The sequence below is a fragment of the Pseudomonas sp. B35(2017) genome, from assembly GCF_002113645.1.
In the GTDB taxonomy this organism is placed as follows: Bacteria; Pseudomonadota; Gammaproteobacteria; order Pseudomonadales; family Pseudomonadaceae; genus Aquipseudomonas; species Aquipseudomonas ekonensis.
In genome coordinates this window covers 775,106-795,462 of record NZ_NEIZ01000001.1, presented here as the reverse complement: position 1 = coordinate 795,462, position 20,357 = coordinate 775,106, and the positions used below count along the sequence as shown (strand labels likewise).

The window sequence follows — 20,357 nt, the reverse complement described above, 5'->3', positions numbered from 1 at the left end:
GAGTAACTTGTGATGCTGATAATCTTTCTGACTGCCAGTCTGACTCCACAAGCACCCACACGAATTGCTTGATTCAGTTGTTAAAGAGCGGTTGGTCAATTCTTTCGTCTCGACCGAGGCGCGCATTCTACAGCAGCCTCATTTGCTGTCAAGCGGTTATTTTCAGAAGTTTTCAAAATTTCTTTTTCAACTTCAACCACTTGCGCTTTCGATCTCTCATCAGCGGGAGGCGAATTCTACAGCGTTGCACGCTGCTGTCAACACCTCTTTTCTCCGCTTTCGACCGGGATGATCGAAACGCCGAAAGGGCCAAACATCACCACCCTCTTCGACTCCCTCCGGGCTTCGCTGAACTGAAGCGATCCGCTGCCGAAAACTTCGTAACTCGTTGAATTTCAAGAAGTTTTCCGTTTCGACTGCGCCGGAAGTGGGGCGAATTATAGAGAACTAAAACTCGCCGTCAACCCTTTGTTTCAATCTTATTCAGATTTCAGCGTGATACGCGCAAACGCCTTCTTGCCAGCCTGGCAGACATGGGTCGCACCCAGCACATACATGAAGGAGCGATCGACCACCTCACCATCGACACGCACACCGCCAGAACCCAGCAAGTCGCGCGCAACTGCCGAGTTCTTCACCAAGCCTGCCTTATTAAGCACCGCCGCGATCGGCATGTCCTCAGCAGCGGTCAGCTGGATCTCCGGCAAATCCTCCGGCAGCTCGCCATCCTTCATGCGGTTGCCTGCGGCACGATGCGCATTGGCCGCGGCCTCTTCACCATGGAAGCGAGCGACAATCTCTTCTGCCAGCTTGATCTTGATGTCACGCGGATTGGCACCCGCCTCGACATCCGCACGCAAGGCATCGATCTCGTCCATCGAGCGGAAGCTGAGCAGTTCGAAATAACGCCACATCAACGTATCGGGAATGGAAACCAGCTTGCCGTACATGACACCTGGAGCCTCCTGGATACCGACGTAGTTGCCCAGCGACTTGGACATCTTCTTGACGCCGTCCAGCCCCTCGAGCAACGGCATGGTCAGAATGCACTGAGCCTCCTGACCGTAGCCACGCTGCAGCTCACGCCCCATCAACAAGTTGAATTTCTGGTCGGTACCGCCCAGTTCGACATCGGCACGCAATGCGACCGAGTCGTAGCCCTGAACGAGCGGATAGAGGAACTCATGAATGGCGATCGGCTGATTGGTGGTATAGCGCTTGTCGAAGTCGTCGCGCTCGAGCATGCGGGCAACCGTGTACTGCGAAGTCAGGCGAATGAAGTCCGCCGGCCCCATCTGATCCATCCAGGTGGAGTTGAAGGCGACTTCGGTCTTCGCCGGATCCAGAATCTTGAACACCTGACTCTTGTAGGTCTCGGCGTTCTCCAGCACTTGCTCACGGGTCAGCGGCGGACGGGTCGCGCTCTTGCCGCTCGGATCGCCGATCATGCCGGTGAAGTCTCCGATCAAAAAGATCACCTGATGCCCCAGCTCCTGGAACTGGCGCAGCTTATTAATAAGCACGGTGTGCCCCAAGTGCAGATCCGGCGCAGTCGGATCGAAGCCGGCCTTAATACGCAGCGGCTGGCCACGCTTGAGCTTTTCGATCAGCTCGGACTCGACCAACAGTTCTTCCGCACCACGTTTAATCAGCGCTAGCTGCTCTTCAACCGACTTCATAACAGACCCGCAAGGCTCAGATTCAAAGGGAACCAACCATACAAGATCGCGCACCAAATACAAGGTTTGCCCGGCGCGCGGACGCCAATCCGCAGGCACGTCGCCCGCAGACTTGCTTCAGAGATGATTTGGTTATATTTTATACAGTTATTTCATCTTCATCATGTCATTCATCTTTTCCAATTCATCTTTTTCAAAGTCAAAAGTCCTTTATGACCACAGAATCGTCTAAAGCGCCGCCGCTTTACCCGAAAACCCACCTGCTGGCCGCAAGTGGAATCGCCGCTCTCCTCAGCCTGGCCCTGCTGGTATTCCCTTCCAGCGATGTTGAAGCCAAAAAGACAACCTTGAGCCTTGAACTGGAAAGTCCTGCTGAACAACTGACACAGGATCAAGACGCCGCCGACGCAGTCCAAGCCACAAGCGAGCCCGTCACTTCCCCTTTCGCACAGATTGAAAACAGCGACGAAACGGCTCCGGAAACCGCCCAGGCGCCCGCCGCGCCTGCCGCGCCTGCCGCGCCGGCCGAAGCAAAGAAGGCCCCGGGCCACAGGGAAGTGGTCGTCGCCAAAGGCGATACGCTTTCCACCCTCTTCGAAAAGGTCGGCCTTCCGGCCGCCGCCGTGCACGAAGTGCTGGCCAGCGACAAGCAAGCCAAGCAATTCAGCCAGCTCAAGCATGGCCAGAAGCTTGAATTCGAACTGAACCCCGAAGGCCAGCTGGTCAACCTGCACAGCAAGGTCAGCGATGTTGAAACCATCACCCTGACCCGCAACGACACAGGTTTCGCGTTCAACCGCGTCACCGCCAAGCCGACCGTCCGCACCGCTTACGTCCACGGCGTGATCAACAGCTCCCTGTCGCAGTCCGCCGCCCGCGCCGGTCTGTCCCACAGCCTGACCATGGACATGGCCAGCGTATTCGGCTACGACGTCGACTTTGCCCAGGACATCCGTCAGGGCGACGAATTCGACGTGATCTACGAGCAGAAAGTGGTCAACGGCAAAGCCGTGGGCAACGGCCCCATCCTGTCGGCACGCTTCACCAACCGCGGCAAGACCTACACCGCCGTGCGCTACACCAACAAGCAAGGCAACAGCAGCTACTACACCGCTGACGGCAACAGCATGCGCAAGGCGTTCATCCGCACGCCGGTCGACTTCGCCCGCATCAGCTCGAAATTCTCCATGGGCCGCAAGCATCCGATCCTCAACAAGATCCGCGCCCACAAAGGCGTCGACTACGCGGCCCCCCGCGGCACGCCGATCAAGGCAGCCGGCGACGGCAAGGTGCTGCTGGCCGGTCGCCGCGGCGGCTACGGCAACACCGTGATCATCCAGCACGGCAACACCTACCGCACGCTGTACGGCCACATGCAGGGCTTCGCCAAAGGCGTGAAGACCGGCGGAACCGTCAAGCAAGGCCAAGTGATCGGCTACATCGGCACGACCGGCCTGTCCACCGGCCCGCACCTGCACTACGAGTTCCAGGTCAACGGCGTTCACGTCGACCCGCTGGGCCAGAAGCTGCCGATGGCCGACCCGATCGCCAAGTCCGAACGCGCCCGCTTCCTCGCGCAGAGCCAGCCGCTGATGGCGCGCATGGATCAAGAGAAGGCCACCTTGCTGGCCTCGAGCAAGCGTTAAGCCATGGCCCTTTACATCGGCGTGATGTCCGGAACCAGCCTCGACGGTCTGGACATCGCCCTGATCGAACAGACCTCGGCGATCCGCCTGATCGCCACGCACTACCTCCCCATGCCTGAATCCCTGCGCGCCGAGCTGCTTGGCTTGTGCGCCAGCGGCCCCGATGAGATCGCCCGCTCGGCCATTGCCCAGCAGCACTGGGTGACGCTCGCAGCGCAAGGCATTCACACCCTTCTCGAACAGCAGCGGCTCAGCGCCGACGACATCCGCGCAATCGGCAGCCACGGCCAGACCATCCGCCATGAACCGGCGCGTGGCTTTACGGTGCAGATCGGCAATCCCGCCCTGCTGACCGAGCTGACCGGCATCACGGTGGTCAGCGACTTCCGCAGCCGCGATGTGGCCGCCGGCGGCCAAGGCGCGCCTTTGGTTCCGGCCTTCCATGAAGCGTTGTTTGAGGAGCGTAACGGCAATCGCGCCGTTCTGAATGTCGGCGGTTTCAGCAATCTGAGCCTGATTGAGCCGAACGCACCTGTAGCCGGTTTCGACTGCGGCCCTGGGAATGTGCTGATGGACGCCTGGATCCACCGGCAGCGCGGCGAAAACTATGACCGCAACGGCGAGTGGGCGGCCAGCGGCAGCATAGATCCGGCCCTGCTGGAAGCGTTGCTGAGCGACCCGTTCTTCGCCACTCAGGGCCCGAAAAGCACGGGGCGCGAGGTATTCAACCTGCCTTGGCTGGAGCGACACCTGTCACGCCTGCCGCAGGTTGCGCCAGAGGATGTCCAGGCGACGCTGCTGGAACTGACGGCGCATACCATCGTCCAGTCCCTGCAGGCGGCTCAAACCGAGACGCGGGAGCTTCTGGTCTGCGGCGGCGGCGCCCATAACGCCACACTGATGAAGCGCCTGGCCGAGCGGCTGCCGGACACCACCGTTGCCAGCACAGCGACCCACGGGGTCGACCCCGACTGGGTGGAGGCCATGGCGTTTGCCTGGCTGGCGCATTGCTGTCTCGAAGGCATCACGGCCAATCGCCCGAGCGTCACCGGCGCCCGAGGCTTACGCGTGCTTGGCGCGATCTACCCCAACTGACCGAACCGCAAACAGCAGAACGCCGCAGCTCCGTGAGGAACTGCGGCGTTTTGCTGTTTGCGCAAGAAAAATTCAGATCGAGAACGAAGAGCCGCATCCGCAGGTGGTGGTGGCGTTCGGATTCTTGATCACGAACCGCGAGCCCTCAAGACCTTCCTGGTAATCCACCTCGGCACCGGCCAGGTACTGGAAGCTCATCGGGTCGACCACCAGGCTGACCCCTTCGCGCTCGACGATGGTGTCGTCTTCGGCCACATCCTCATCGAAGGTGAAGCCGTACTGAAAACCTGAACAACCGCCGCCCGTAACGAATACGCGCAGCTTCAAGCGATCATTCCCCTCTTCATCGACCAGGCTCTTCACCTTGTGCGCGGCACCCTGGGTGAATTGCAAAGCCGTGGGGGTGAAGGATTCGACGCTCATGCTGACTATCTCCCGGCGCTAAGCCGTCATATTGCGTGATGACGCGCATTATCCGCTTGTCCTAGAAAATCGGTCAACTATTGTTACGGTATATCAATAAAGCCTTTCACTGGCCCGAATGCGAAAAGGCCCGTGTTCCGGGCCTTTTCGCTGTTCGCAAGGACGTGTTACGGCAGCATGCCGGCATGGGACAGACCCATGCGCTCATCCAGGCCGAACAGAATGTTGAGGTTCTGCACCGCCTGGCCCGACGCGCCCTTGACCAGGTTGTCGATGACCGACAGCACCACTACCAGGTCGCCGTCCTGCGGACGGTGCACGGCGATCCGGCACACGTTGGCGCCGCGCACGCTGCGGGTCTCCGGGTGGCTGCCGGCCGGCATGACGTCGACGAACGGTTCATTGGCGTAACGCTTCTCGAACAGCGCCTGGAGATCCACCGAACGGTCGGTCACGGTTGCGTACAGCGTCGAGTGAATGCCACGGATCATCGGCGTCAGGTGCGGAACGAACGTCAGGCCGACGTCCTTGCCCGCCGCACGGCGCAGCCCCTGGCGGATTTCCGGCAAGTGACGGTGACCTTTCACCGCATAAGCCTTGAAGCTTTCCGACGTCTCGGAGTACAGCGATCCTACAGAGGCACCACGACCGGCACCGCTGATGCCCGACTTGCAGTCGGCGATCAGGTGCGAGGCATCGGCAAGGCCGGCCTCGAGCAAAGGCAGGAACCCCAGCTGCGTGGCGGTCGGGTAGCAACCCGGCACCGCGATCAGGCGCGCCTTGCGGATCTGCTCACGATTGACTTCCGGCAGACCGTAGACTGCCTCGTCCAACAGTTCCGGCGCGCCGTGCGGCTGGCCGTACCACTTGGCCCACTCGTCGGCGTCCTGCAGGCGGAAGTCCGCCGACAGGTCGATGACCTTGGTGCCGGCGGCCAGCAGTTCACCCGCCAAGGCGTGGGCGACACCGTGGGGCGTGGCGAAGAACACCACATCGCAGGCGCCCAGGGTCTTGATGTCCGGAACGCTGAACGCCAGACCGTCGTAATGGCCGCGCAGGTTCGGGTACATGTCGGCGACGGCCATGCCGGCCTCGGATCGGGAAGTGATGACCACCACCTCTGCCTGCGGATGCTGCGCCAGCAGACGCAACAGTTCGACACCCGTGTAACCCGTGCCGCCGACGATACCGACCTTGACCATGAACCTGCCCTCAACGAACCCACTGGAAAGCCGTCGATGATAGGGGCCGCGCGCCCCTGCGACAACCGTCAAGGTGACGTGCGGCCGCCCGAGCCTCTACTATCCGGCTACCGTGAACCTGGGAATCAATCCAATGCTCTATCTGTGGCTCAAAGCGTTTCATATCGTCAGCGTGGTCTGCTGGTTTGCCGGGCTGTTTTACCTGCCGCGGCTGTTCGTCTATCACGCGCAAAGCGAGGACGCCGTCAGCAAGGAACGGTTCAGCGTCATGGAGCGCAAGCTGTACCGCGGCATCATGGGGCCTTCGATGATCGCCGTGCTGATCTTCGGCGGCTGGCTGATCAGCCTCAACCCGAGCGCCTATTTCACCCAAGGCGGGTGGATGCACGCCAAGCTCACGCTGGTCGCCCTTCTGATCGGCTATCACCATGTGTGCGGCGCGTACGTCAAACGCTTCGCCCGTGGCGAAAACACCCGCAGCCATGTCTTTTATCGCTGGTTCAATGAAGTGCCAGTTCTGATACTGCTTGTTATTGTAATTCTGGTCGTGGTTCGGCCGTTTTAACCTTCATAAGCACAACTCATCGGGGGATGTCCCATGTCGCTGCCCGCTTTGCTCGACCAACGCCTGCGCCTGCCCGTCGTGGCCGCGCCGATGTTCCTGATTTCCAACCCGGATCTGGTGCTCGCCTGTTGCCGCAATGGCGTGGTCGGCAGCTTCCCCGCGCTGAACCAGCGCGAAAGCAGCGGCTTCAAGGCCTGGTTGGAACAGATCGAGGCGGGCCTGGCGCTCATGGAAAACCCGGCGCCGTATGCGGTGAACCTGATCGTCCACCCCACCAACCCGAGGCTGCAGGCGGATCTGAACATCTGCGTCGAACACCAGGTGCCGATCGTCATCACAAGTCTGGGCGCGGTCAAGGAAGTGGTCGATGCCGTCCACAGCTACGGCGGCCTGGTGTTCCACGATGTGACCACCCGCCGCCACGCGGAGAAAGCCGCCGAGGCCGGTGTCGACGGTCTGATCGCCGTAGCGGCGGGCGCCGGCGGCCATGCCGGCACCTGGAGCCCGTTCTCGCTGATCGCGGAGATCCGTCAGTTCTTCGACAAAACCCTGCTGCTCGCAGGATGCCTGAACCACGGGCATGAGATTCTTGCTGCCCAAGTGCTGGGCGCGGATTTGGCCTACTTCGGCACCCGATTTATCGGCACCACCGAAAGTCATGCGCCTGACGCATACAAGGACATGCTGCTGACTGCCAAAGCGGCGGACATCATCCATACTCCTGCCGTGTCGGGCGTACCGGCCAGCTTCATGCGCCAGAGCCTGGAGGCCGCCGGCTTCGACATGGCGGCCCTGCAGGGCAAGGGCGACGTGAACTTCGGCGAAAAGCTCAAGCCCCTCAGCGATGAGGCCAAGGCCTGGAAAACCGTCTGGTCGGCGGGCCAGGGCGTAGGCGGAATCAAGGATCTGCCGAGCGTGGAGCAACTGGTGGCCCGCCTGGACAGCGAGTATCGCCAGGCACTGGCGCACGCGGCGCAGTTGCCGAACCGCTGGCCACGCTGAGAAAAAGGCCAGCCGATCCGCGGCCGGCCTTACACTCACCGACTGCGACACCCCACTTCAATCCATCTCGCGACAAGGATGCCCGGCCATGAGCGAAACCCGTTACAAGATCGTGTTCGACGGCGCTCTGCAGCCCGGAGTCGACATCACCACCGCCAAGCTCAACCTGGCGGATCTTTTCAAGAGCGATGTCGCCGCCATCGAGCGGCTGTTCAACGGGCGCACCGTCGCACTCAAGCGCGACCTGTCCCACAGCGATGCGCAGGTTTACCTGCAGGCACTGGGCAAGACCGGCATCGAAGCCCGGATCGAGCCCGAAACCACGGTCGAACTGAACCTGGCGGACGTGCACGAACAGGCGCCCGCTCAGGCGGAACCGGATTCGCCCTACGCCCCGCCCCGGGCCGACGTCGGCGACCGCCTCCCCGAGTTCGCCACCCTCAAGCCGTTCAGTGTCGAAGGCCGGATCGGCCGCCTGCGTTTCCTGGCCTGGACGATGGTGTTGAGCCTGGTGACCCTGCCGATCATCGGCATCTTTGCGTTCATCGGGCTGGGCCTGGTCAGCACGGACTCCACCACCGGGCTGATCATCGGCGGCATCGTCGCGTTCTTTCTGTTCCTGGCCTTCAGCCTCGTCAGCATCCTGTTCAGCGTGCAGCGCCTGCATGACATCGGCTGGTCCGGCTGGCTCTGGCTGCTGAACCTCGTGCCGTTCGTGGGCAGCATTTTTCCGCTGGTGATGATGGTCATGCCGGGCAACGACGGCGCCAACCGCTATGGCCCGCCGCCACCGCCCAACACCACGGCGGTCAAGGTGCTGTGCTCGCTGTGGATCGTGTTCGTCGGGCTCATCTTCGCGGGCGCGATGGTCGGCGGTATTTCGGCGATCCAGGAGGAGTACGAAACCAGCCTGGAAAGCAGCTACGAAAGCGGCTCGGTGACCACCGACGAGATCGACGCCGTAGCCGAACCGGCAACGATTTCCGAGGACGAAGCAGCCGAAGCGGCCCCGCCCCCTGTAGACTCTGGCAAAGAATGAACAGCGCTCCGGCCCGCGACACCTGCGTCGCCGGCCGGAGCTGTTGCGATGGAGAACTGCATGACCCGTTACGCTCTGATCACCGGCGCCTCCAGCGGCATCGGCCTGGCCATGGCCGAAGCCCTTGCCCGCCGCGGCCGCAGCCTGATCCTGGTGGCCCGACAGCGTGATCAGCTGGAAAGCATTGCGATCGAACTGACCCAGCGCTTCGGCGTCGAGGTGCTGTTCCGCGCCTGCGATCTGGGCGAACCCTTGCGCCTGTCCGGCTTCCTGCTGGAACTGGAAGAAGGCGACCGGCAGATCGATCTGCTGGTGAACTGCGCCGGCATCGGCACCTGCGGGCCGTTCCTGGCCCAGGACTGGATGACCGAGCAGGACCTGATCGAGGTGAACATCCTCGCCCTCACCCGCCTCTGCCACGCCATCGGCAACAGCATGGCGCTGCAGGGCGGCGGGCAGATCCTCAACGTCGCCTCGGTCGCGGCGTTCAACCCCGGCCCGTGGATGAGCACCTACTACGCCAGCAAGGCGTATGTGCTGCACTTCTCCGAAGCACTGCGGGTCGAGCTGAAGAAGTGCGCGGTGAAGGTCTCGGTGCTCTGCCCGGGGCCGACCCGTACGGCGTTCTTCCGCACCGCCCAACTGAACGACGGAAAGCTCAACGACAGCCGACTGCTGATGAGCCCGGAAGAGGTCGCGCTGTACACCGTGCGCGCCCTGGAGAAAAACCGCGCGATCATCATCCCCGGCCGGATGAACCGCTGGTTCGCCTTCCTGCCGCGCCTGGGCTCGCGCTGGCTCAACCGCACCGTCACCGGCATGGTCAACAAGGCTTACTGCCCGCGCTGAAAGGCCGGCAGGCAATCGGCTGGGCGCGGTGAACCCGCATGGGTACACTCGACCCGCCCCACACAACGGAGAAAACAGCTGTGGATACTCTGTTCACCAAGATCATCAACCGGGAGATCCCGGCGAAGATCATCTACGAGGACGACCAGGTCCTGGCCTTCCACGACATCGCCCCGCAGGCGCCCGTGCATTTTCTGGTGATCCCGAAAAAGCCGGTGCGCACCCTCAACGACCTGACTGAAGACGACAAGGCACTGGCCGGGCACATCCTGTTCACCGCCCAGCGCCTGGCGCTGGAGCTGGGTTGCGAGGAAGGCTTCCGGGTGGTGATGAACTGCAATGAAAAGGGCGGACAGACCGTCTACCACATTCATATGCATGTGCTCGGTCAGCGTCAGATGAACTGGCCGCCGGGCTGAGTCTTTCCGCGGGAGGGGGCTTGCCCGCTCCCGCCGAAGTCTCCATCCCCTCTGAGTCACGATGACCCAGCGCAATCCTTCTCGGGCCGATTCGGTTAAACTGGCCGCCGAGATTCCCCCCGGAGGTCAGCATGACTACCCAACGTCACTACTCGCCCATTGACCGTCTTCTGCTGCAAGCCGATGCCGCCATGCGCACCTTGCTGCCGTTCAGCGGCCAGCCGCATCGCCCGTCGCCGGCCATCGTGCAGCCCGATGCGCAGATGAGCGACGAAGACACCCGCCATGTCGCCGGCCTGATGCGCATCAACCACACCGGCGAGGTCTGCGCCCAGGCGCTGTACCAGGGCCAGGCGCTCACCGCCAAGCTGCCGCAGGTGCGCGAAGCGATGGAGCATGCCGCCGAAGAAGAGATCGACCACCTGGTGTGGTGCGAGCAACGTATCCATCAGCTGGGCAGCCACACCAGCGTGCTCAACCCCTTGTTCTACGGCATGTCGTTCGGCATCGGCGCCGTGGCCGGACTGATCAGCGACAAGGTCAGCCTCGGATTCGTCGCGGCGACCGAACATCAGGTGTGCAAGCACTTGAACGAGCACCTGGAGCAACTGCCTGCCGAGGACGAAAAGTCCCGGGCGATCCTGGAGCAGATGCGCGTCGATGAGGAACACCATGCCGAAAGCGCGCTGCAGGCCGGCGGGTTCCGCTTCCCGGCGCCGGTGAAGTTCGGGATGAGCCTGCTGGCGAAGGTGATGACCAAGAGCACCTACCGGATCTGAACGCTCCCACACAATAAAAAAGGCGACTGCCCCCGGGGCAGTCGCCTTTTTTTGTGCTCGGGGATCTCAGCTCGGCATGTTGCGGGCGTAGAAGATCTCCAGCATTTCGTGTTTCACACGCTCGGTCACCTGGGCACGCTGCTCGGCCGACAGGTTGCTGGTGGCGTCGCCGAACAGGTAGTTGTCCAGTTCGAAGTTCTTCAGCAGCATTTTGGTGTGGAACAGGTTTTCCTGGTACACGTTCACGTCGGTCATCTGGTACGCGTCGCGGGTGTCTTCGGAGAGATAGTTCTGGATCGAGTTGATCTCGTGGTCGATGAAGTGCTTGTTGCCTTCGACGTCACGGGTGAAGCCGCGCACACGGTAATCCACGGTCACGATGTCCGAATCGAACTGGTGAATCAGGAAGTTGAGCGCTTTGAGCGGTGAAATCACGCCGCAGGTCGACACGTCGATGTCCACACGGAACGTCGCGATACCGTCGTCCGGATGGATTTCCGGATAGGTGTGCACCGTGATGTGGCTCTTGTCGAGGTGGGCGAGGATGATCTCGGGCAGCGGGCCCGGAGACTCTTCGATCTGACTCTCGGTCGGGGTCACCGGCTCTTCGGAGATCAGGATCGTGACGCTGGCGCCTTGTGGCTCGTAGTCCTGACTGGCGATGTTCAGGATGTTGGCACCAATGATATCGACAACTTCCGTGAGGATCTGCGTCAGGCGCTTCGCGTTGTACTCTTTGTTGATGTACTCGACGTAGGCCTGCTGGTCTTGCGGGGTTTCCGCGTAGCAGATGTCATAGATGTTGAAGCTCAAGGTCTTTGTCAGGTTATTGAACCCGTGGAGCTTGAGTTTGCTTTTCACCGTTGAAAACTCTCTATGTATGCGGCACGGCCGCGTGATCAAGCATGCCCGTCAAGTGCGAACGACGCACCTGCGTAGGACGGTTAACACCTCTTCGCGATGGCGATTTTGGTTATCTGTTCAGGCGGATGACCCGTCGGCAGACCGGTCACAGCCCTGAAAAAAGTGGCGCATTATGCAGACGTCGGCGGGGGATCGCCAGAGTCTGCACTGCTTTTATGATAGTTGAATGTCGGCTCAGCCGAGCTCGACGATCTCGTAGTCGTGGGTGATGGCCACACCGGCCGCGCCCAGCATGATCGAGGCCGAGCAGTACTTCTCGGCGGACAGCTCGATGGCGCGCTTGACCTGGGCTTCCTTCAGGCCGCGGCCCTTGACCACGAAATGCATGTGGATCTTGGTGAAGACCTTCGGGTCTTCGGTCGCGCGTTCGGCGTCCAGGAACGCTTCGCAGCTCTCGACGGCCTGGCGGGCCTTCTTCAGGATGCTGACCACGTCGAAATTGCTGCAGCCGCCGACGCCCAGCAAGAGCATCTCCATCGGGCGGACACCCAGGTTGCGGCCACCGGCCTCCGGCGGACCGTCCATGACCACGACATGGCCGCTGCCGGATTCGCCGAGGAACATGGCTTCGCCAGCCCATTGGATGCGTGCCTTCATCGCCAAGACTCCACTGTAGAAAAAAGGGCCGCCAGCTTAGCACAGGGCTACGCTTTGACAGCGACTGCCATTCCTAGGACGGATACGGCCATGACGTAGGTAAATTCTCGAATCTTCAAGGAAGTGTCTGGTAAGCTGGCGCCAAATCACTGACGCCCGGTCGACCTGTCAACGACCGCTCTCGGCGCCTCATAAAAAAATCAAACATAACCGTGCAGTCTTTTCGGGATACAACCATGGTTGGTATTACCCCCACCCCCAAAATCAAGAACCTCGACAAGCTGTTGATGCATTGCCAGCGCCGCCGCCATGCGGCCAAGAGCAACATCATCTGCGCCGGCGACCGTTCCGACACGCTGTACTTCATCATCAAGGGTTCGGTGACGATCCTGATCGAGGATGACGACGGCCGGGAGATGATCATCGCCTACCTCAACGCCGGGGACTTCTTCGGCGAACTGGGGCTGTTCGAACAGGCCGGCCAGGAACAGGAGCGCAGCGCCTGGGTGCGGGCCAAGGTCGAATGCGAAGTCGCGGAAATCAGCTACGCGAAATTCCGCGAACTGTCGCAACAGGATCCGGACATTCTTTACGTGCTCAGCGGACAAATCGCACAACGCCTGCGCAACACCACACGCAAGGTCGGCGACTTGGCGTTCTTCGACGTGACCGGCCGCGTGGCCCGCTGCCTGCTGGAACTGTGCAAGCAGCCCGATGCGATGACCCACCCGGACGGTATGCAGATCAAGGTGACACGTCAGGAAATCGGGCGGATCGTCGGCTGCTCGCGGGAGATGGTCGGCCGGGTGCTCAAGGATCTCGAGGACCGCAACCTGGTGGACGTGAAAGGCAAGACCATGGTGGTCTTCGGGACACGCTGAGCCCGCAGGCTCAAGCGTAGATTTGCGCCAGCATTGCCCGCAAGAGCACGTCGAGCCGCGCCAAGGCCTGCGCATCCGGAAATTTCTCATGCAGCGCAATGTGGCTTTGCGCACGCACCCGCTGCTCCAGCCCGCAGGCTTCGTTGAAGCGGTTGACGGCCGCGACCATCGACTCACGTTCGTCATCCATCAGCATCGCCCCGTGCACCAGCCCCACCGGCCGCTGACCGCCCTGACTCTGGCGCCAGCGCTGGGCGGTGCCGACCATCTTGCGTCCGTCGAGGTTGACGTTGAACCGGCCGTCGCAGAACGCACCGCCGATCTCGCCCAGGGAAGACATGCCACCCAACTCATCCAACAGCTGGCAGATCGGATCGCACAAACGCCGATAGCCGGTCTCGATCCGGTTCAGGTCGCCCTCACTGCGCGGCGGCGCGTACACCAGTGCGATGTTGACGGTCGAGGCCGACTGCGGCACCGGTTCGCCGCCGGTTTCCCGCAGCAGCACGGGCCAGCCGGCCGCGGCCGACACTTCGCAGGCCCGATCGAAACCGGGCAGGCGGTTGAGGCGGCGCGGCATGACCAGCGCCCGGTCGCTCGGCTGCCAGAACAGCAGGCCGCATTCGGAATCGCCGGCGCAGACGGAGGCCAGCAAGTCCTGTTCGGCTTGCAGTCCGGATTCAATGGTCAGGGAGGTGGGGATCATAAGGTTTCCATGGGACTTGCGGTCTGAGGTGAATCTTATGCCGCCTTCGCGGGCAAGCCCGCTCCCACAGGGACAGCGCAAAACCTGTAGGAGCGAGCCTGCTCGCGAAAAGCTTGACTGGACGAACGGAAAATCAGTCGAGGGTCGAACCGCTCACCGGAACGCCGCGTTCCGGGAAGAACAGGCGCTGCAGCTCGGTGCCCGGGCTTTCGGCACGCATGAACGCTTCGCCGACCAGGAACGCGTAAACGTCGCTGATTTCCATCAGTTCGACGTCGGCGCGGTTGAGGATGCCGCTCTCAGTGATCACCAGGCGGTCGCGCGGGATGCGCGGCAGCAGGTCGAGGGTGGTTTCCAGGCTGACATCGAACGTGTGCAGGTTGCGGTTGTTGATCCCCACCAGCGGCGTGTCGAGGGTCTTCAGCGCGCGCTCCAGCTCATCGCCGTCGTGGACTTCCACCAGCACGTCGAGGCCGACGTCCTTGGCGACCGACGCCAGCTCCTTCATTTTCACGTCATCCAGGGCGGAGACGATCAGCAGCACGCAGTCGGCGCCCAGGGCCCGGGCTTCGACGATCTGGTACGGATCGATCATGAAGTCCTTGCGGATCACCGGCAGCGCACAGGCCGCGCGGGCCTGCTGCAGGTAGGCGTCGGCGCCCTGGAAGTAGTCGATGTCGGTCAGCACCGACAGGCAGGTCGCCCCGCCCTTCTCGTAGCTCTTGGCGATGTCGGCGGGCACGAAGTTCTCCCGGATCACGCCCTTGCTCGGCGAAGCCTTCTTGATCTCGGCAATCACCGCCGGCTGTTTCTTCTTGGCCTGCGCCAGCAGCGCGCCGGCAAATCCACGGGGTGCATCGGCCGTCCTGGCCAGGCTTTCCAGCTCGCTCAGGCTCACACGGGCGCTGCGCTCGGCGACTTCCTGAAACTTGCGGGCCAGAATGTTTTCCAGAACCGTCGGTACACTCATCCCTCATTCTCCACTTTGAATACCGCGGTAAAGGCGCCCAGCTCCTCGAGCTTCTCCCGAGCGAGGCCGGTGTGCAGGGCGTCGTGCGCAAGCGCCACGCCCTCTTTCAGGCTGCTGGCCAGGTCGGCGGCGTACAGCGCCGCACCGGCGTTGAGCACAATCATTTCAGCGGCTTTCTGGCCGCTCTCGGTCTTGCGCTTGCCCAGCGCATCGCGGATCAGCGCCAGCGACGCTTCCGGGCCTTCGACCGACAGGCCGTGCAGGCTCTGGCTCTTCATGCCCAGGTCTTCCGGCTCGACCCAGTATTCGCTGATCTGGCCATCCTTCAGCTCGGCGACGAAGGTCGGCGCCGCAAGGCTGAACTCGTCCAGGCCGTCCTTCGAATGCACCACCAGCACATGCTTGCTGCCCAGGCGCTGCAAGACTTCGGCCAGCGGCCGGCACAAGGCCGGCGTGAACACGCCCACCACCTGATGCTTCACACCGGCCGGATTCGTAAGCGGGCCGAGCATGTTGAACAGGGTACGCAGGCCGAGGTCGCGGCGCGGGCCGGCGGCATGTTTCATGGCTTTGTGGTGGGTCTGGGCGAACATGAAGCCGATGCCGACGTTGTCGATGCAGCGGGCCACTTGGGTCGGGGTCAGGTTCAGGTAGATGCCGGCGGCCTCCAGCAGGTCGGCGCTGCCGCTCTTGCCCGACACCGCGCGGTTGCCGTGCTTGGCCACGGTGCAGCCGGCCGCCGCGACGACGAACGACGAGGCGGTGGAGACGTTGAAGATGTTGGCGCCGTCGCCGCCGGTGCCCACCACGTCCACCACGCGGTCGAGGGTCTTGAGTTCGACCTTGTCCGCCAGCTCGCGCATGACCGAGACCGCGCCGACGATCTCGTCGATGCTCTCGCTCTTCATGCGCATGGCCATCATGAACGCGCCGATCTGCGCGTCAGTGCATTGGCCGGTCATGATCTCGCGCATCACATCGCGCATTTCATCGGTGCTGAGGTCGAGGTGGTCGACGATGCGGCTCAGGGCTGTCTTGATGTTCATGAGAGGTCCTTAGCGCACGCCGCCGGTCTGTTTGAGGAAGTTGGCGAACAGTTCATGGCCCTGTTCGGTCAGGATCGATTCCGGGTGGAACTGTACGCCTTCGATGTTCAGGGTCTTGTGGCGCAGGCCCATGATCTCGTCCACCGAGCCGTCCTCGTGCTGCGTCCACGCGGTCAGCTCCAGGCAGTCGGGCAAGGTCTCGCGCTTGACGATCAAGGAATGATAGCGGGTGACGGTCAACGGCCGGTTCAGGCCTGCGAACACGCCCTTGTCCTCGTGGAATACCGGGCTAGTCTTACCGTGCATCACCTGTCGGGCACGCACCACGTCACCGCCGAAGGCTTGGCCGATGGACTGGTGCCCGAGGCAGACGCCGAGGATCGGCAGCTTGCCGGCGAAGTGCTTGATCGCCTCGATGGAGACGCCGGCTTCGGTCGGGGTGCAGGGGCCCGGGGACACCACGATGCGCTCCGGGTTGAGCGCTTCGATCTGGGCGACGGTCAGTTCGTCGTTGCGCACGACCTTGACCTCGGCCCCCAGTTCGCCGAGGTATTGCACAACGTTGTAGGTAAAGGAGTCGTAGTTGTCGATCATCAGCAACATGGCGTTTCGAACCTCTTGAATTCTGGCTTGGAGACAGCCTTCGAACGGTTTGCCCGCAGGGCGCTGCACGATGTCGGACGCGCGGATCGCGTCGGCACAGCGGCGGTTCAGACAGGCAAGGAAGGCAAAGCAGTACAGATCCGGCGGGGCCGGCAGAGAAGATTCAGGCGCGCCAACGCCAGCGGGCGTGCGCCTTGATGACTTGATCCAGGAGTTTGCTGACGATCAACACGGGGAAGGTCTCGTTCATACGTTCCGGCACAGTAACTTAGCTGGGCAGAGCGTGCAATATGATGGCGGGGCCGGCCGGCGGCCAAATCGGACAAAGCGCGTCAAACCCGGGGAGTGTTCGCGACAGATGGCAAAACGCCGGATGTTTTTGGTACTGTCGTTTCGTTCACTACAACAATAAATAAACGGACTTGCTCATGATCAAACAGACGTTGTTCGTACCGCTGGCCGGATGCTTGCTCGCGATGGCCTGCGCCCAGGCGGTCGCCGCCCCAAACCCTTACTCGAATTTCGTCGTCTTCGGCGACAGCCTCAGCGACGCGGGGACGTTCACCGACAGCGGCGGCCCGGCCGGCTCGGGCAAGCGCTTCACCAACCGCACAGGTCCCGCCTACCGGGACGGCAGCGGCGAATTCTATTCGCTCAACGCCACCCAACTGCTCGGCGGACGGCTGGGTTTCACGCCGGACCAGACCGCCTCCGCCGACTCGGCGGTGCGCGCCAACCAAGGCCTGCCGGACGGCAACAACTGGGCCGTCGGCGGTTACCGCACCGACCAGATCCTGGACTCGATCACCAGCTCGTCCGCCTCCGGCGAACGCACCCGCACCGGCTACCTGCCGTCCAACGGTTTTCGCGCCGATCCGAACGCGCTGTACTACCTGACGGGGGGCGGCAACGACTTCCTCCAGGGCCGTGTCACCAGCCTCGCCCAGGCCAGCGCCGCCGCCGACCGACTGGTCGACAGCGTGCAGACCCTGCAAGGCGCCGGCGCCCGCTACATCATGGTCTGGCTGCTGCCGGACATCGGCCTGACCCCGGCCATCAACGGCTCGCCGCTGCAAGCCTTCACGTCGCAGCTCAGCGCCCAGTTCAACAACGAACTGGTCAGCCAGCTGCAAGGCGTCAACGCCAACATCATTCCGCTGAACATTCCGCTGCTGCTGGGCGAAGTGTTCGCCAACCCGGCCCAGTTCGGCCTGGCCACCGACCAGAACCTGGTCGCCACCTGCTTCAGCGGCAGCGGCTGTACCGAGAACGCCCGGTACGGCATCAACAGCGCCACGCCGGATCCGACCAAACTGATCTTCAACGACTCGGTGCACCCGACCGAGGCCGGGCAACGCCTGATCGCCGATTACGCCTACTCGCTGCTGGCCGCGCCGTGGGAACTGACCCTGCTGCCGGAAATGGCCCAGGGCTCGCTGCGCGCCCACCAGGACGAGCTGCGCAACCAATGGCTGGCCGACTGGGAGAACTGGCAGGGCGTGGGCCAATGGCGGGCCATCGTGGCCGCCGGCGGCCAGCATCAGGACTTCGACGACCAGAGCGCCGGGGCAAGCGCCGACGGCAACGGCTACAACCTGAACATCGGCGCCAGCTACCGCCTCGACGACGCCTGGCGCGTCGGCGTCGCGGCCGGGCTCTATCACCAGAAGCTCGAGGCCGGCGACAACGACTCGGACTACAAGCTCAATTCCTACATGGGCACCGTGTTCGCCCAGTACCAGCAGAACCGCTGGTGGGGCGACCTGGCGATGACCGCCGGCCGGCTGGACTACGACAGCCTCAAGCGCAAGTTCCAGCTGGGGGTCAACGAGCGCGGGGAGAAAGGCGACACCGACGGCTACGTGCTGGCCATCGGCGGCCGCGTGGGCTACGACATCGCGCCCGAGGCGAGCAGTCCGTGGCACCTGTCGCCGTTCGTCAGCGCCGACTTCGGCAAGGCGCAGGTGGATGGCTACTCGGAAAAAGGCGCGGACGCCACGGCGCTGACCTTCGACGACCAGTCGCGCATCTCCCGCCGGTTGGGCCTCGGCATCCAGGGCAAGTACCAGGTCACTGCACAGACCCAGGTGTTCGGCGAATTCGCCCATGAGCGCGAATACAACGACGATGCCCAGGACCTGACCATCAACCTCAACAGCCTGCCGAACAACCGCTTCACCCTCGAAGGCTACAAGCCGCAGACCAACCTCAACCGCCTGAACCTGGGCGTGAGCCACAACCTCAGCAAGGAAGTCGCCCTGCGTGCCAGCTACAACATCCGCAAGGACGACGACTTCACCCAGCAAGGGGTGAATGTCGGGGTGAGCCTGGACTTCTGACAGGCAGGCAACAAAAAAGCGGCGCCTTTTCAGGCGCCGCTTTCTTTTTGTGGCGAGGGTGACCCGATGTCAGTCCGGGGTCTGCTCGGCCAACGCCACGGCACGGAACATCGCCCGGCGCTTGTTGATGGTCTCTTCCCATTCCAGCGCCGGCACCGAGTCGGCCACGATGCCGCCGCCGGCCTGCACATGCAGTTCACCGTCCTTGATCACCGCCGTGCGGATCGCGATGGCGGTGTCCATGTTGCCGTTCCAGGCGAAATAACCCACCGCGCCGCCGTACACGCCGCGCTTGACCGGTTCCAGCTCGTCGATGATTTCCATCGCGCGGATCTTCGGCGCGCCGGACAAGGTGCCGGCCGGCAGGATCGCCCGCAGCGCGTCCATCGCGGTCAGGCCTTCCTTCAGTTGGCCGGTGACGTTGGAGACGATATGCATCACGTTGGAATAGCGCTCGATGACCATCTTCTCGGTGAGCTTCACCGAGCCGACTTCCGAGACGCGCCCGGTGTCGTTGCGGCCCAGGTCGATCAGCATCAGGTGCTCGGCGACTTCCTTGTCGTCCGACAGCAGGTCCTCTTCCAGCGCCAGATCCGCCTCTTCGGTGGCCCCGCGCGGGCGGGTGCCGGCGATCGGGCGCACGGTGATCAGGTTGTCCTCGACCCGCACCAGCACTTCCGGCGAACTGCCGACCACGTGGAAGTCGCCGAAGTTGAAGAAGTACATGTACGGCGTCGGGTTGAAGCAGCGCAGCGCGCGGTACAGGTCGATGGGCGCGGCCTTGAAGTCGATCGACATGCGCTGGGACGGCACGACCTGCATACAGTCGCCGGCCAGGATGTATTCCTTGATGGTGTCGACGGCTTTTTCGTAGTCGTTTTGAGTGAAGCTGGAGCGGAACACCGGCTCGGCCGCCTGTTGCTTGCCGAAATCCAGGCCCCGGCGCGGGGTGATCGGCTGACGGAGTTTCTCCAGCAAGGCCTGCAGTTGCGCCTGGCCCTGCTCATAGGCGTCGGCCCGGGACGGATCGGCCAGGACGATGGCGTGCATCTTGCCGGCGAGGTTGTCGAACACCACCACGGCGTCGGAGACCATCAGCAGGATGTCCGGCACACCCAGCGGATCCGGGTTCGGGCATTTGCCCAGCCGTTTTTCCACGTAGCGCACGCAGTCGTAGCCGAAGTAGCCCACCAGGCCGCCGTTGAAGCGCGGCAGGCCGGCGATGGTCGGCACGTTGTAGCGGGCCTTGAAGGCCTCGACGAACGCCAGCGGATCCTCGACGTCGTGGCTTTCGGTCTCGACGCCGTCGACGGTGACGCTCACGTGGTGGTCATGGACCCGCAGCACGGTGCGGCACGGCAGGCCGATGATCGAGTAGCGGCCCCACTTCTCGCCGCCTTGCACCGATTCGAGCAGGTAGGAGTTGGGCTGGTCGGCCAGTTTCAGGTAGATCGACAGCGGCGTGTCGAAGTCGGCCAGGGTTTCGCAGGCCAGCGGGATGCGGTTATAGCCGGCAGCGGCCAGGCGCAGGAATTCTTCGCGGATCATGGGGTGCCTCGTGGTGTGAGGTGCAAATCGGTCAGGTGTGCAAAC

Annotated in this window: 20 protein-coding genes; 10 read left to right on the top strand and 10 right to left on the bottom strand. The window is 62.8% G+C overall.

Translation table 11 applies throughout. The annotated features are described in order from the left end of the window. Window positions 1-479: 479 nt before the first annotated feature. Window positions 480-1,679 (bottom strand): tyrosine--tRNA ligase, encoded by a 1,200-nt coding sequence (tyrS, locus tag CAG41_RS03640; RefSeq protein ID WP_085586204.1) that lies wholly within the window; start codon window positions 1,677-1,679, stop codon window positions 480-482. Window positions 1,680-1,891: 212 nt separating this feature from the next. On the opposite strand from tyrS, the gene CAG41_RS03635 reads away from it, so the two are divergent. Together CAG41_RS03635 and CAG41_RS03630 are read left to right on the top strand one after the other, a co-directional pair. Next, a complete protein-coding gene (locus CAG41_RS03635; RefSeq protein ID WP_085706708.1) occupies window positions 1,892-3,325 on the top strand; it encodes a peptidoglycan DD-metalloendopeptidase family protein in 1,434 nt (477 codons plus the stop codon). A 3-nt stretch (window positions 3,326-3,328) separates the two neighbouring features. Further along, window positions 3,329-4,420: an anhydro-N-acetylmuramic acid kinase gene (locus tag CAG41_RS03630; protein ID WP_085636803.1), complete on the top strand. Its 1,092-nt coding sequence runs from the start codon at window positions 3,329-3,331 to the stop codon at window positions 4,418-4,420. Window positions 4,421-4,492: 72 nt separating this feature from the next. Here the strand turns inward: CAG41_RS03630 and erpA are convergent, their stop codons facing one another. Beyond that, entirely contained in the window at window positions 4,493-4,843 is a 351-nt protein-coding gene (gene erpA, locus CAG41_RS03625; protein WP_003228776.1) for an iron-sulfur cluster insertion protein ErpA, read from the bottom strand. A 167-nt stretch (window positions 4,844-5,010) separates the two neighbouring features. Beyond that, window positions 5,011-6,045, bottom strand: coding sequence for an N-acetyl-gamma-glutamyl-phosphate reductase (argC, locus tag CAG41_RS03620; RefSeq protein WP_085586210.1), 1,035 nt, complete (start codon window positions 6,043-6,045; stop codon window positions 5,011-5,013). A gap of 133 nt (window positions 6,046-6,178) precedes the next feature. Here argC and hemJ point away from each other — a divergent pair, with 133 nt between their 5' ends. The 6 genes from hemJ (at window position 6,179) to coq7 (ending at window position 10,698) form a co-directional block, all read left to right on the top strand. Next, complete coding sequence (hemJ, locus tag CAG41_RS03615; RefSeq protein WP_085586212.1) at window positions 6,179-6,610, top strand: protoporphyrinogen oxidase HemJ; 432 nt, start codon at window positions 6,179-6,181, stop codon at window positions 6,608-6,610. A gap of 33 nt (window positions 6,611-6,643) precedes the next feature. After that, window positions 6,644-7,612: a nitronate monooxygenase family protein gene (locus CAG41_RS03610; RefSeq protein WP_085629920.1), complete on the top strand. Its 969-nt coding sequence runs from the start codon at window positions 6,644-6,646 to the stop codon at window positions 7,610-7,612. 88 nt (window positions 7,613-7,700) lie between these two features. Further along, window positions 7,701-8,651, top strand: coding sequence for a DUF805 domain-containing protein (locus tag CAG41_RS03605; protein ID WP_085629922.1), 951 nt, complete (start codon window positions 7,701-7,703; stop codon window positions 8,649-8,651). A gap of 60 nt (window positions 8,652-8,711) precedes the next feature. Continuing rightward, window positions 8,712-9,500 (top strand): SDR family oxidoreductase, encoded by a 789-nt coding sequence (locus CAG41_RS03600; RefSeq protein WP_085586350.1) that lies wholly within the window; start codon window positions 8,712-8,714, stop codon window positions 9,498-9,500. An 80-nt stretch (window positions 9,501-9,580) separates the two neighbouring features. Further along, on the top strand, window positions 9,581-9,919 hold the full coding sequence (locus CAG41_RS03595) for a histidine triad nucleotide-binding protein (RefSeq protein WP_003228789.1): 339 nt from the start codon (window positions 9,581-9,583) through the stop codon (window positions 9,917-9,919). A 131-nt stretch (window positions 9,920-10,050) separates the two neighbouring features. Beyond that, window positions 10,051-10,698 (top strand): 2-polyprenyl-3-methyl-6-methoxy-1,4-benzoquinone monooxygenase, encoded by a 648-nt coding sequence (gene coq7 / locus CAG41_RS03590; RefSeq protein WP_085586218.1) that lies wholly within the window; start codon window positions 10,051-10,053, stop codon window positions 10,696-10,698. Window positions 10,699-10,764: 66 nt separating this feature from the next. On the opposite strand, the gene speD is transcribed toward coq7, so the two are convergent. Further along, window positions 10,765-11,559 carry an adenosylmethionine decarboxylase gene (speD, locus tag CAG41_RS03585; protein WP_085586220.1) on the bottom strand — a complete coding sequence of 265 codons (795 nt, stop codon included), beginning with the start codon at window positions 11,557-11,559 and terminating at the stop codon, window positions 10,765-10,767. 237 nt (window positions 11,560-11,796) lie between these two features. Further along, window positions 11,797-12,219 carry an OsmC family protein gene (locus tag CAG41_RS03580; protein WP_085586222.1) on the bottom strand — a complete coding sequence of 141 codons (423 nt, stop codon included), beginning with the start codon at window positions 12,217-12,219 and terminating at the stop codon, window positions 11,797-11,799. Between the two features lie 236 nt (window positions 12,220-12,455). Here CAG41_RS03580 and crp point away from each other — a divergent pair, with 236 nt between their 5' ends. Further along, window positions 12,456-13,100 carry a cAMP-activated global transcriptional regulator CRP gene (gene crp / locus CAG41_RS03575; protein ID WP_085586224.1) on the top strand — a complete coding sequence of 215 codons (645 nt, stop codon included), beginning with the start codon at window positions 12,456-12,458 and terminating at the stop codon, window positions 13,098-13,100. A 10-nt stretch (window positions 13,101-13,110) separates the two neighbouring features. Here the strand turns inward: crp and CAG41_RS03570 are convergent, their stop codons facing one another. The 4 genes from CAG41_RS03570 to CAG41_RS03555 form a co-directional block, all read right to left on the bottom strand. After that, a complete protein-coding gene (locus CAG41_RS03570) occupies window positions 13,111-13,806 on the bottom strand; it encodes a lipoate--protein ligase family protein (RefSeq protein ID WP_085706707.1) in 696 nt (231 codons plus the stop codon). A gap of 133 nt (window positions 13,807-13,939) precedes the next feature. Then, the gene (trpC, locus tag CAG41_RS03565) at window positions 13,940-14,776 is read right to left on the bottom strand and encodes an indole-3-glycerol phosphate synthase TrpC (protein ID WP_085586228.1); all 837 of its coding nucleotides are present in this window, start codon (window positions 14,774-14,776) and stop codon (window positions 13,940-13,942) included. Then, complete coding sequence (trpD, locus tag CAG41_RS03560; RefSeq protein WP_085586230.1) at window positions 14,773-15,822, bottom strand: anthranilate phosphoribosyltransferase; 1,050 nt, start codon at window positions 15,820-15,822, stop codon at window positions 14,773-14,775. The genes trpC and trpD overlap by 4 nt, the downstream gene beginning before the upstream one ends. 9 nt (window positions 15,823-15,831) lie before the next feature. Further along, window positions 15,832-16,425: an aminodeoxychorismate/anthranilate synthase component II gene (locus CAG41_RS03555; RefSeq protein WP_085586231.1), complete on the bottom strand. Its 594-nt coding sequence runs from the start codon at window positions 16,423-16,425 to the stop codon at window positions 15,832-15,834. 428 nt (window positions 16,426-16,853) lie between these two features. Here CAG41_RS03555 and estP point away from each other — a divergent pair, with 428 nt between their 5' ends. Then, entirely contained in the window at window positions 16,854-18,764 is a 1,911-nt protein-coding gene (gene estP, locus CAG41_RS03550; RefSeq protein WP_085629928.1) for an esterase EstP, read from the top strand. Window positions 18,765-18,833: 69 nt separating this feature from the next. Here estP and trpE read toward each other — a convergent pair whose 3' ends face one another. Next, window positions 18,834-20,312: an anthranilate synthase component I gene (gene trpE, locus CAG41_RS03545; protein WP_085586235.1), complete on the bottom strand. Its 1,479-nt coding sequence runs from the start codon at window positions 20,310-20,312 to the stop codon at window positions 18,834-18,836. Window positions 20,313-20,357: the final 45 nt, after the last annotated feature.

Coding starts and splice junctions, on each gene's coding strand:
- tyrS (WP_085586204.1), bottom strand. CDS start 1,679: ATGAAGTCGGTTGAAGAGCAGCTAGCGCTGATTAAACGTGGTGCGGAA.
- CAG41_RS03635 (WP_085706708.1), top strand. CDS start 1,892: ATGACCACAGAATCGTCTAAAGCGCCGCCGCTTTACCCGAAAACCCAC.
- CAG41_RS03630 (WP_085636803.1), top strand. CDS start 3,329: ATGGCCCTTTACATCGGCGTGATGTCCGGAACCAGCCTCGACGGTCTG.
- erpA (WP_003228776.1), bottom strand. CDS start 4,843: ATGAGCGTCGAATCCTTCACCCCCACGGCTTTGCAATTCACCCAGGGT.
- argC (WP_085586210.1), bottom strand. CDS start 6,045: ATGGTCAAGGTCGGTATCGTCGGCGGCACGGGTTACACGGGTGTCGAA.
- hemJ (WP_085586212.1), top strand. CDS start 6,179: ATGCTCTATCTGTGGCTCAAAGCGTTTCATATCGTCAGCGTGGTCTGC.
- CAG41_RS03610 (WP_085629920.1), top strand. CDS start 6,644: ATGTCGCTGCCCGCTTTGCTCGACCAACGCCTGCGCCTGCCCGTCGTG.
- CAG41_RS03605 (WP_085629922.1), top strand. CDS start 7,701: ATGAGCGAAACCCGTTACAAGATCGTGTTCGACGGCGCTCTGCAGCCC.
- CAG41_RS03600 (WP_085586350.1), top strand. CDS start 8,712: ATGACCCGTTACGCTCTGATCACCGGCGCCTCCAGCGGCATCGGCCTG.
- coq7 (WP_085586218.1), top strand. CDS start 10,051: ATGACTACCCAACGTCACTACTCGCCCATTGACCGTCTTCTGCTGCAA.
- CAG41_RS03580 (WP_085586222.1), bottom strand. CDS start 12,219: ATGAAGGCACGCATCCAATGGGCTGGCGAAGCCATGTTCCTCGGCGAA.
- crp (WP_085586224.1), top strand. CDS start 12,456: ATGGTTGGTATTACCCCCACCCCCAAAATCAAGAACCTCGACAAGCTG.
- CAG41_RS03570 (WP_085706707.1), bottom strand. CDS start 13,806: ATGATCCCCACCTCCCTGACCATTGAATCCGGACTGCAAGCCGAACAG.
- trpC (WP_085586228.1), bottom strand. CDS start 14,776: ATGAGTGTACCGACGGTTCTGGAAAACATTCTGGCCCGCAAGTTTCAG.
- trpD (WP_085586230.1), bottom strand. CDS start 15,822: ATGAACATCAAGACAGCCCTGAGCCGCATCGTCGACCACCTCGACCTC.
- CAG41_RS03555 (WP_085586231.1), bottom strand. CDS start 16,425: ATGTTGCTGATGATCGACAACTACGACTCCTTTACCTACAACGTTGTG.
- estP (WP_085629928.1), top strand. CDS start 16,854: ATGATCAAACAGACGTTGTTCGTACCGCTGGCCGGATGCTTGCTCGCG.
- trpE (WP_085586235.1), bottom strand. CDS start 20,312: ATGATCCGCGAAGAATTCCTGCGCCTGGCCGCTGCCGGCTATAACCGC.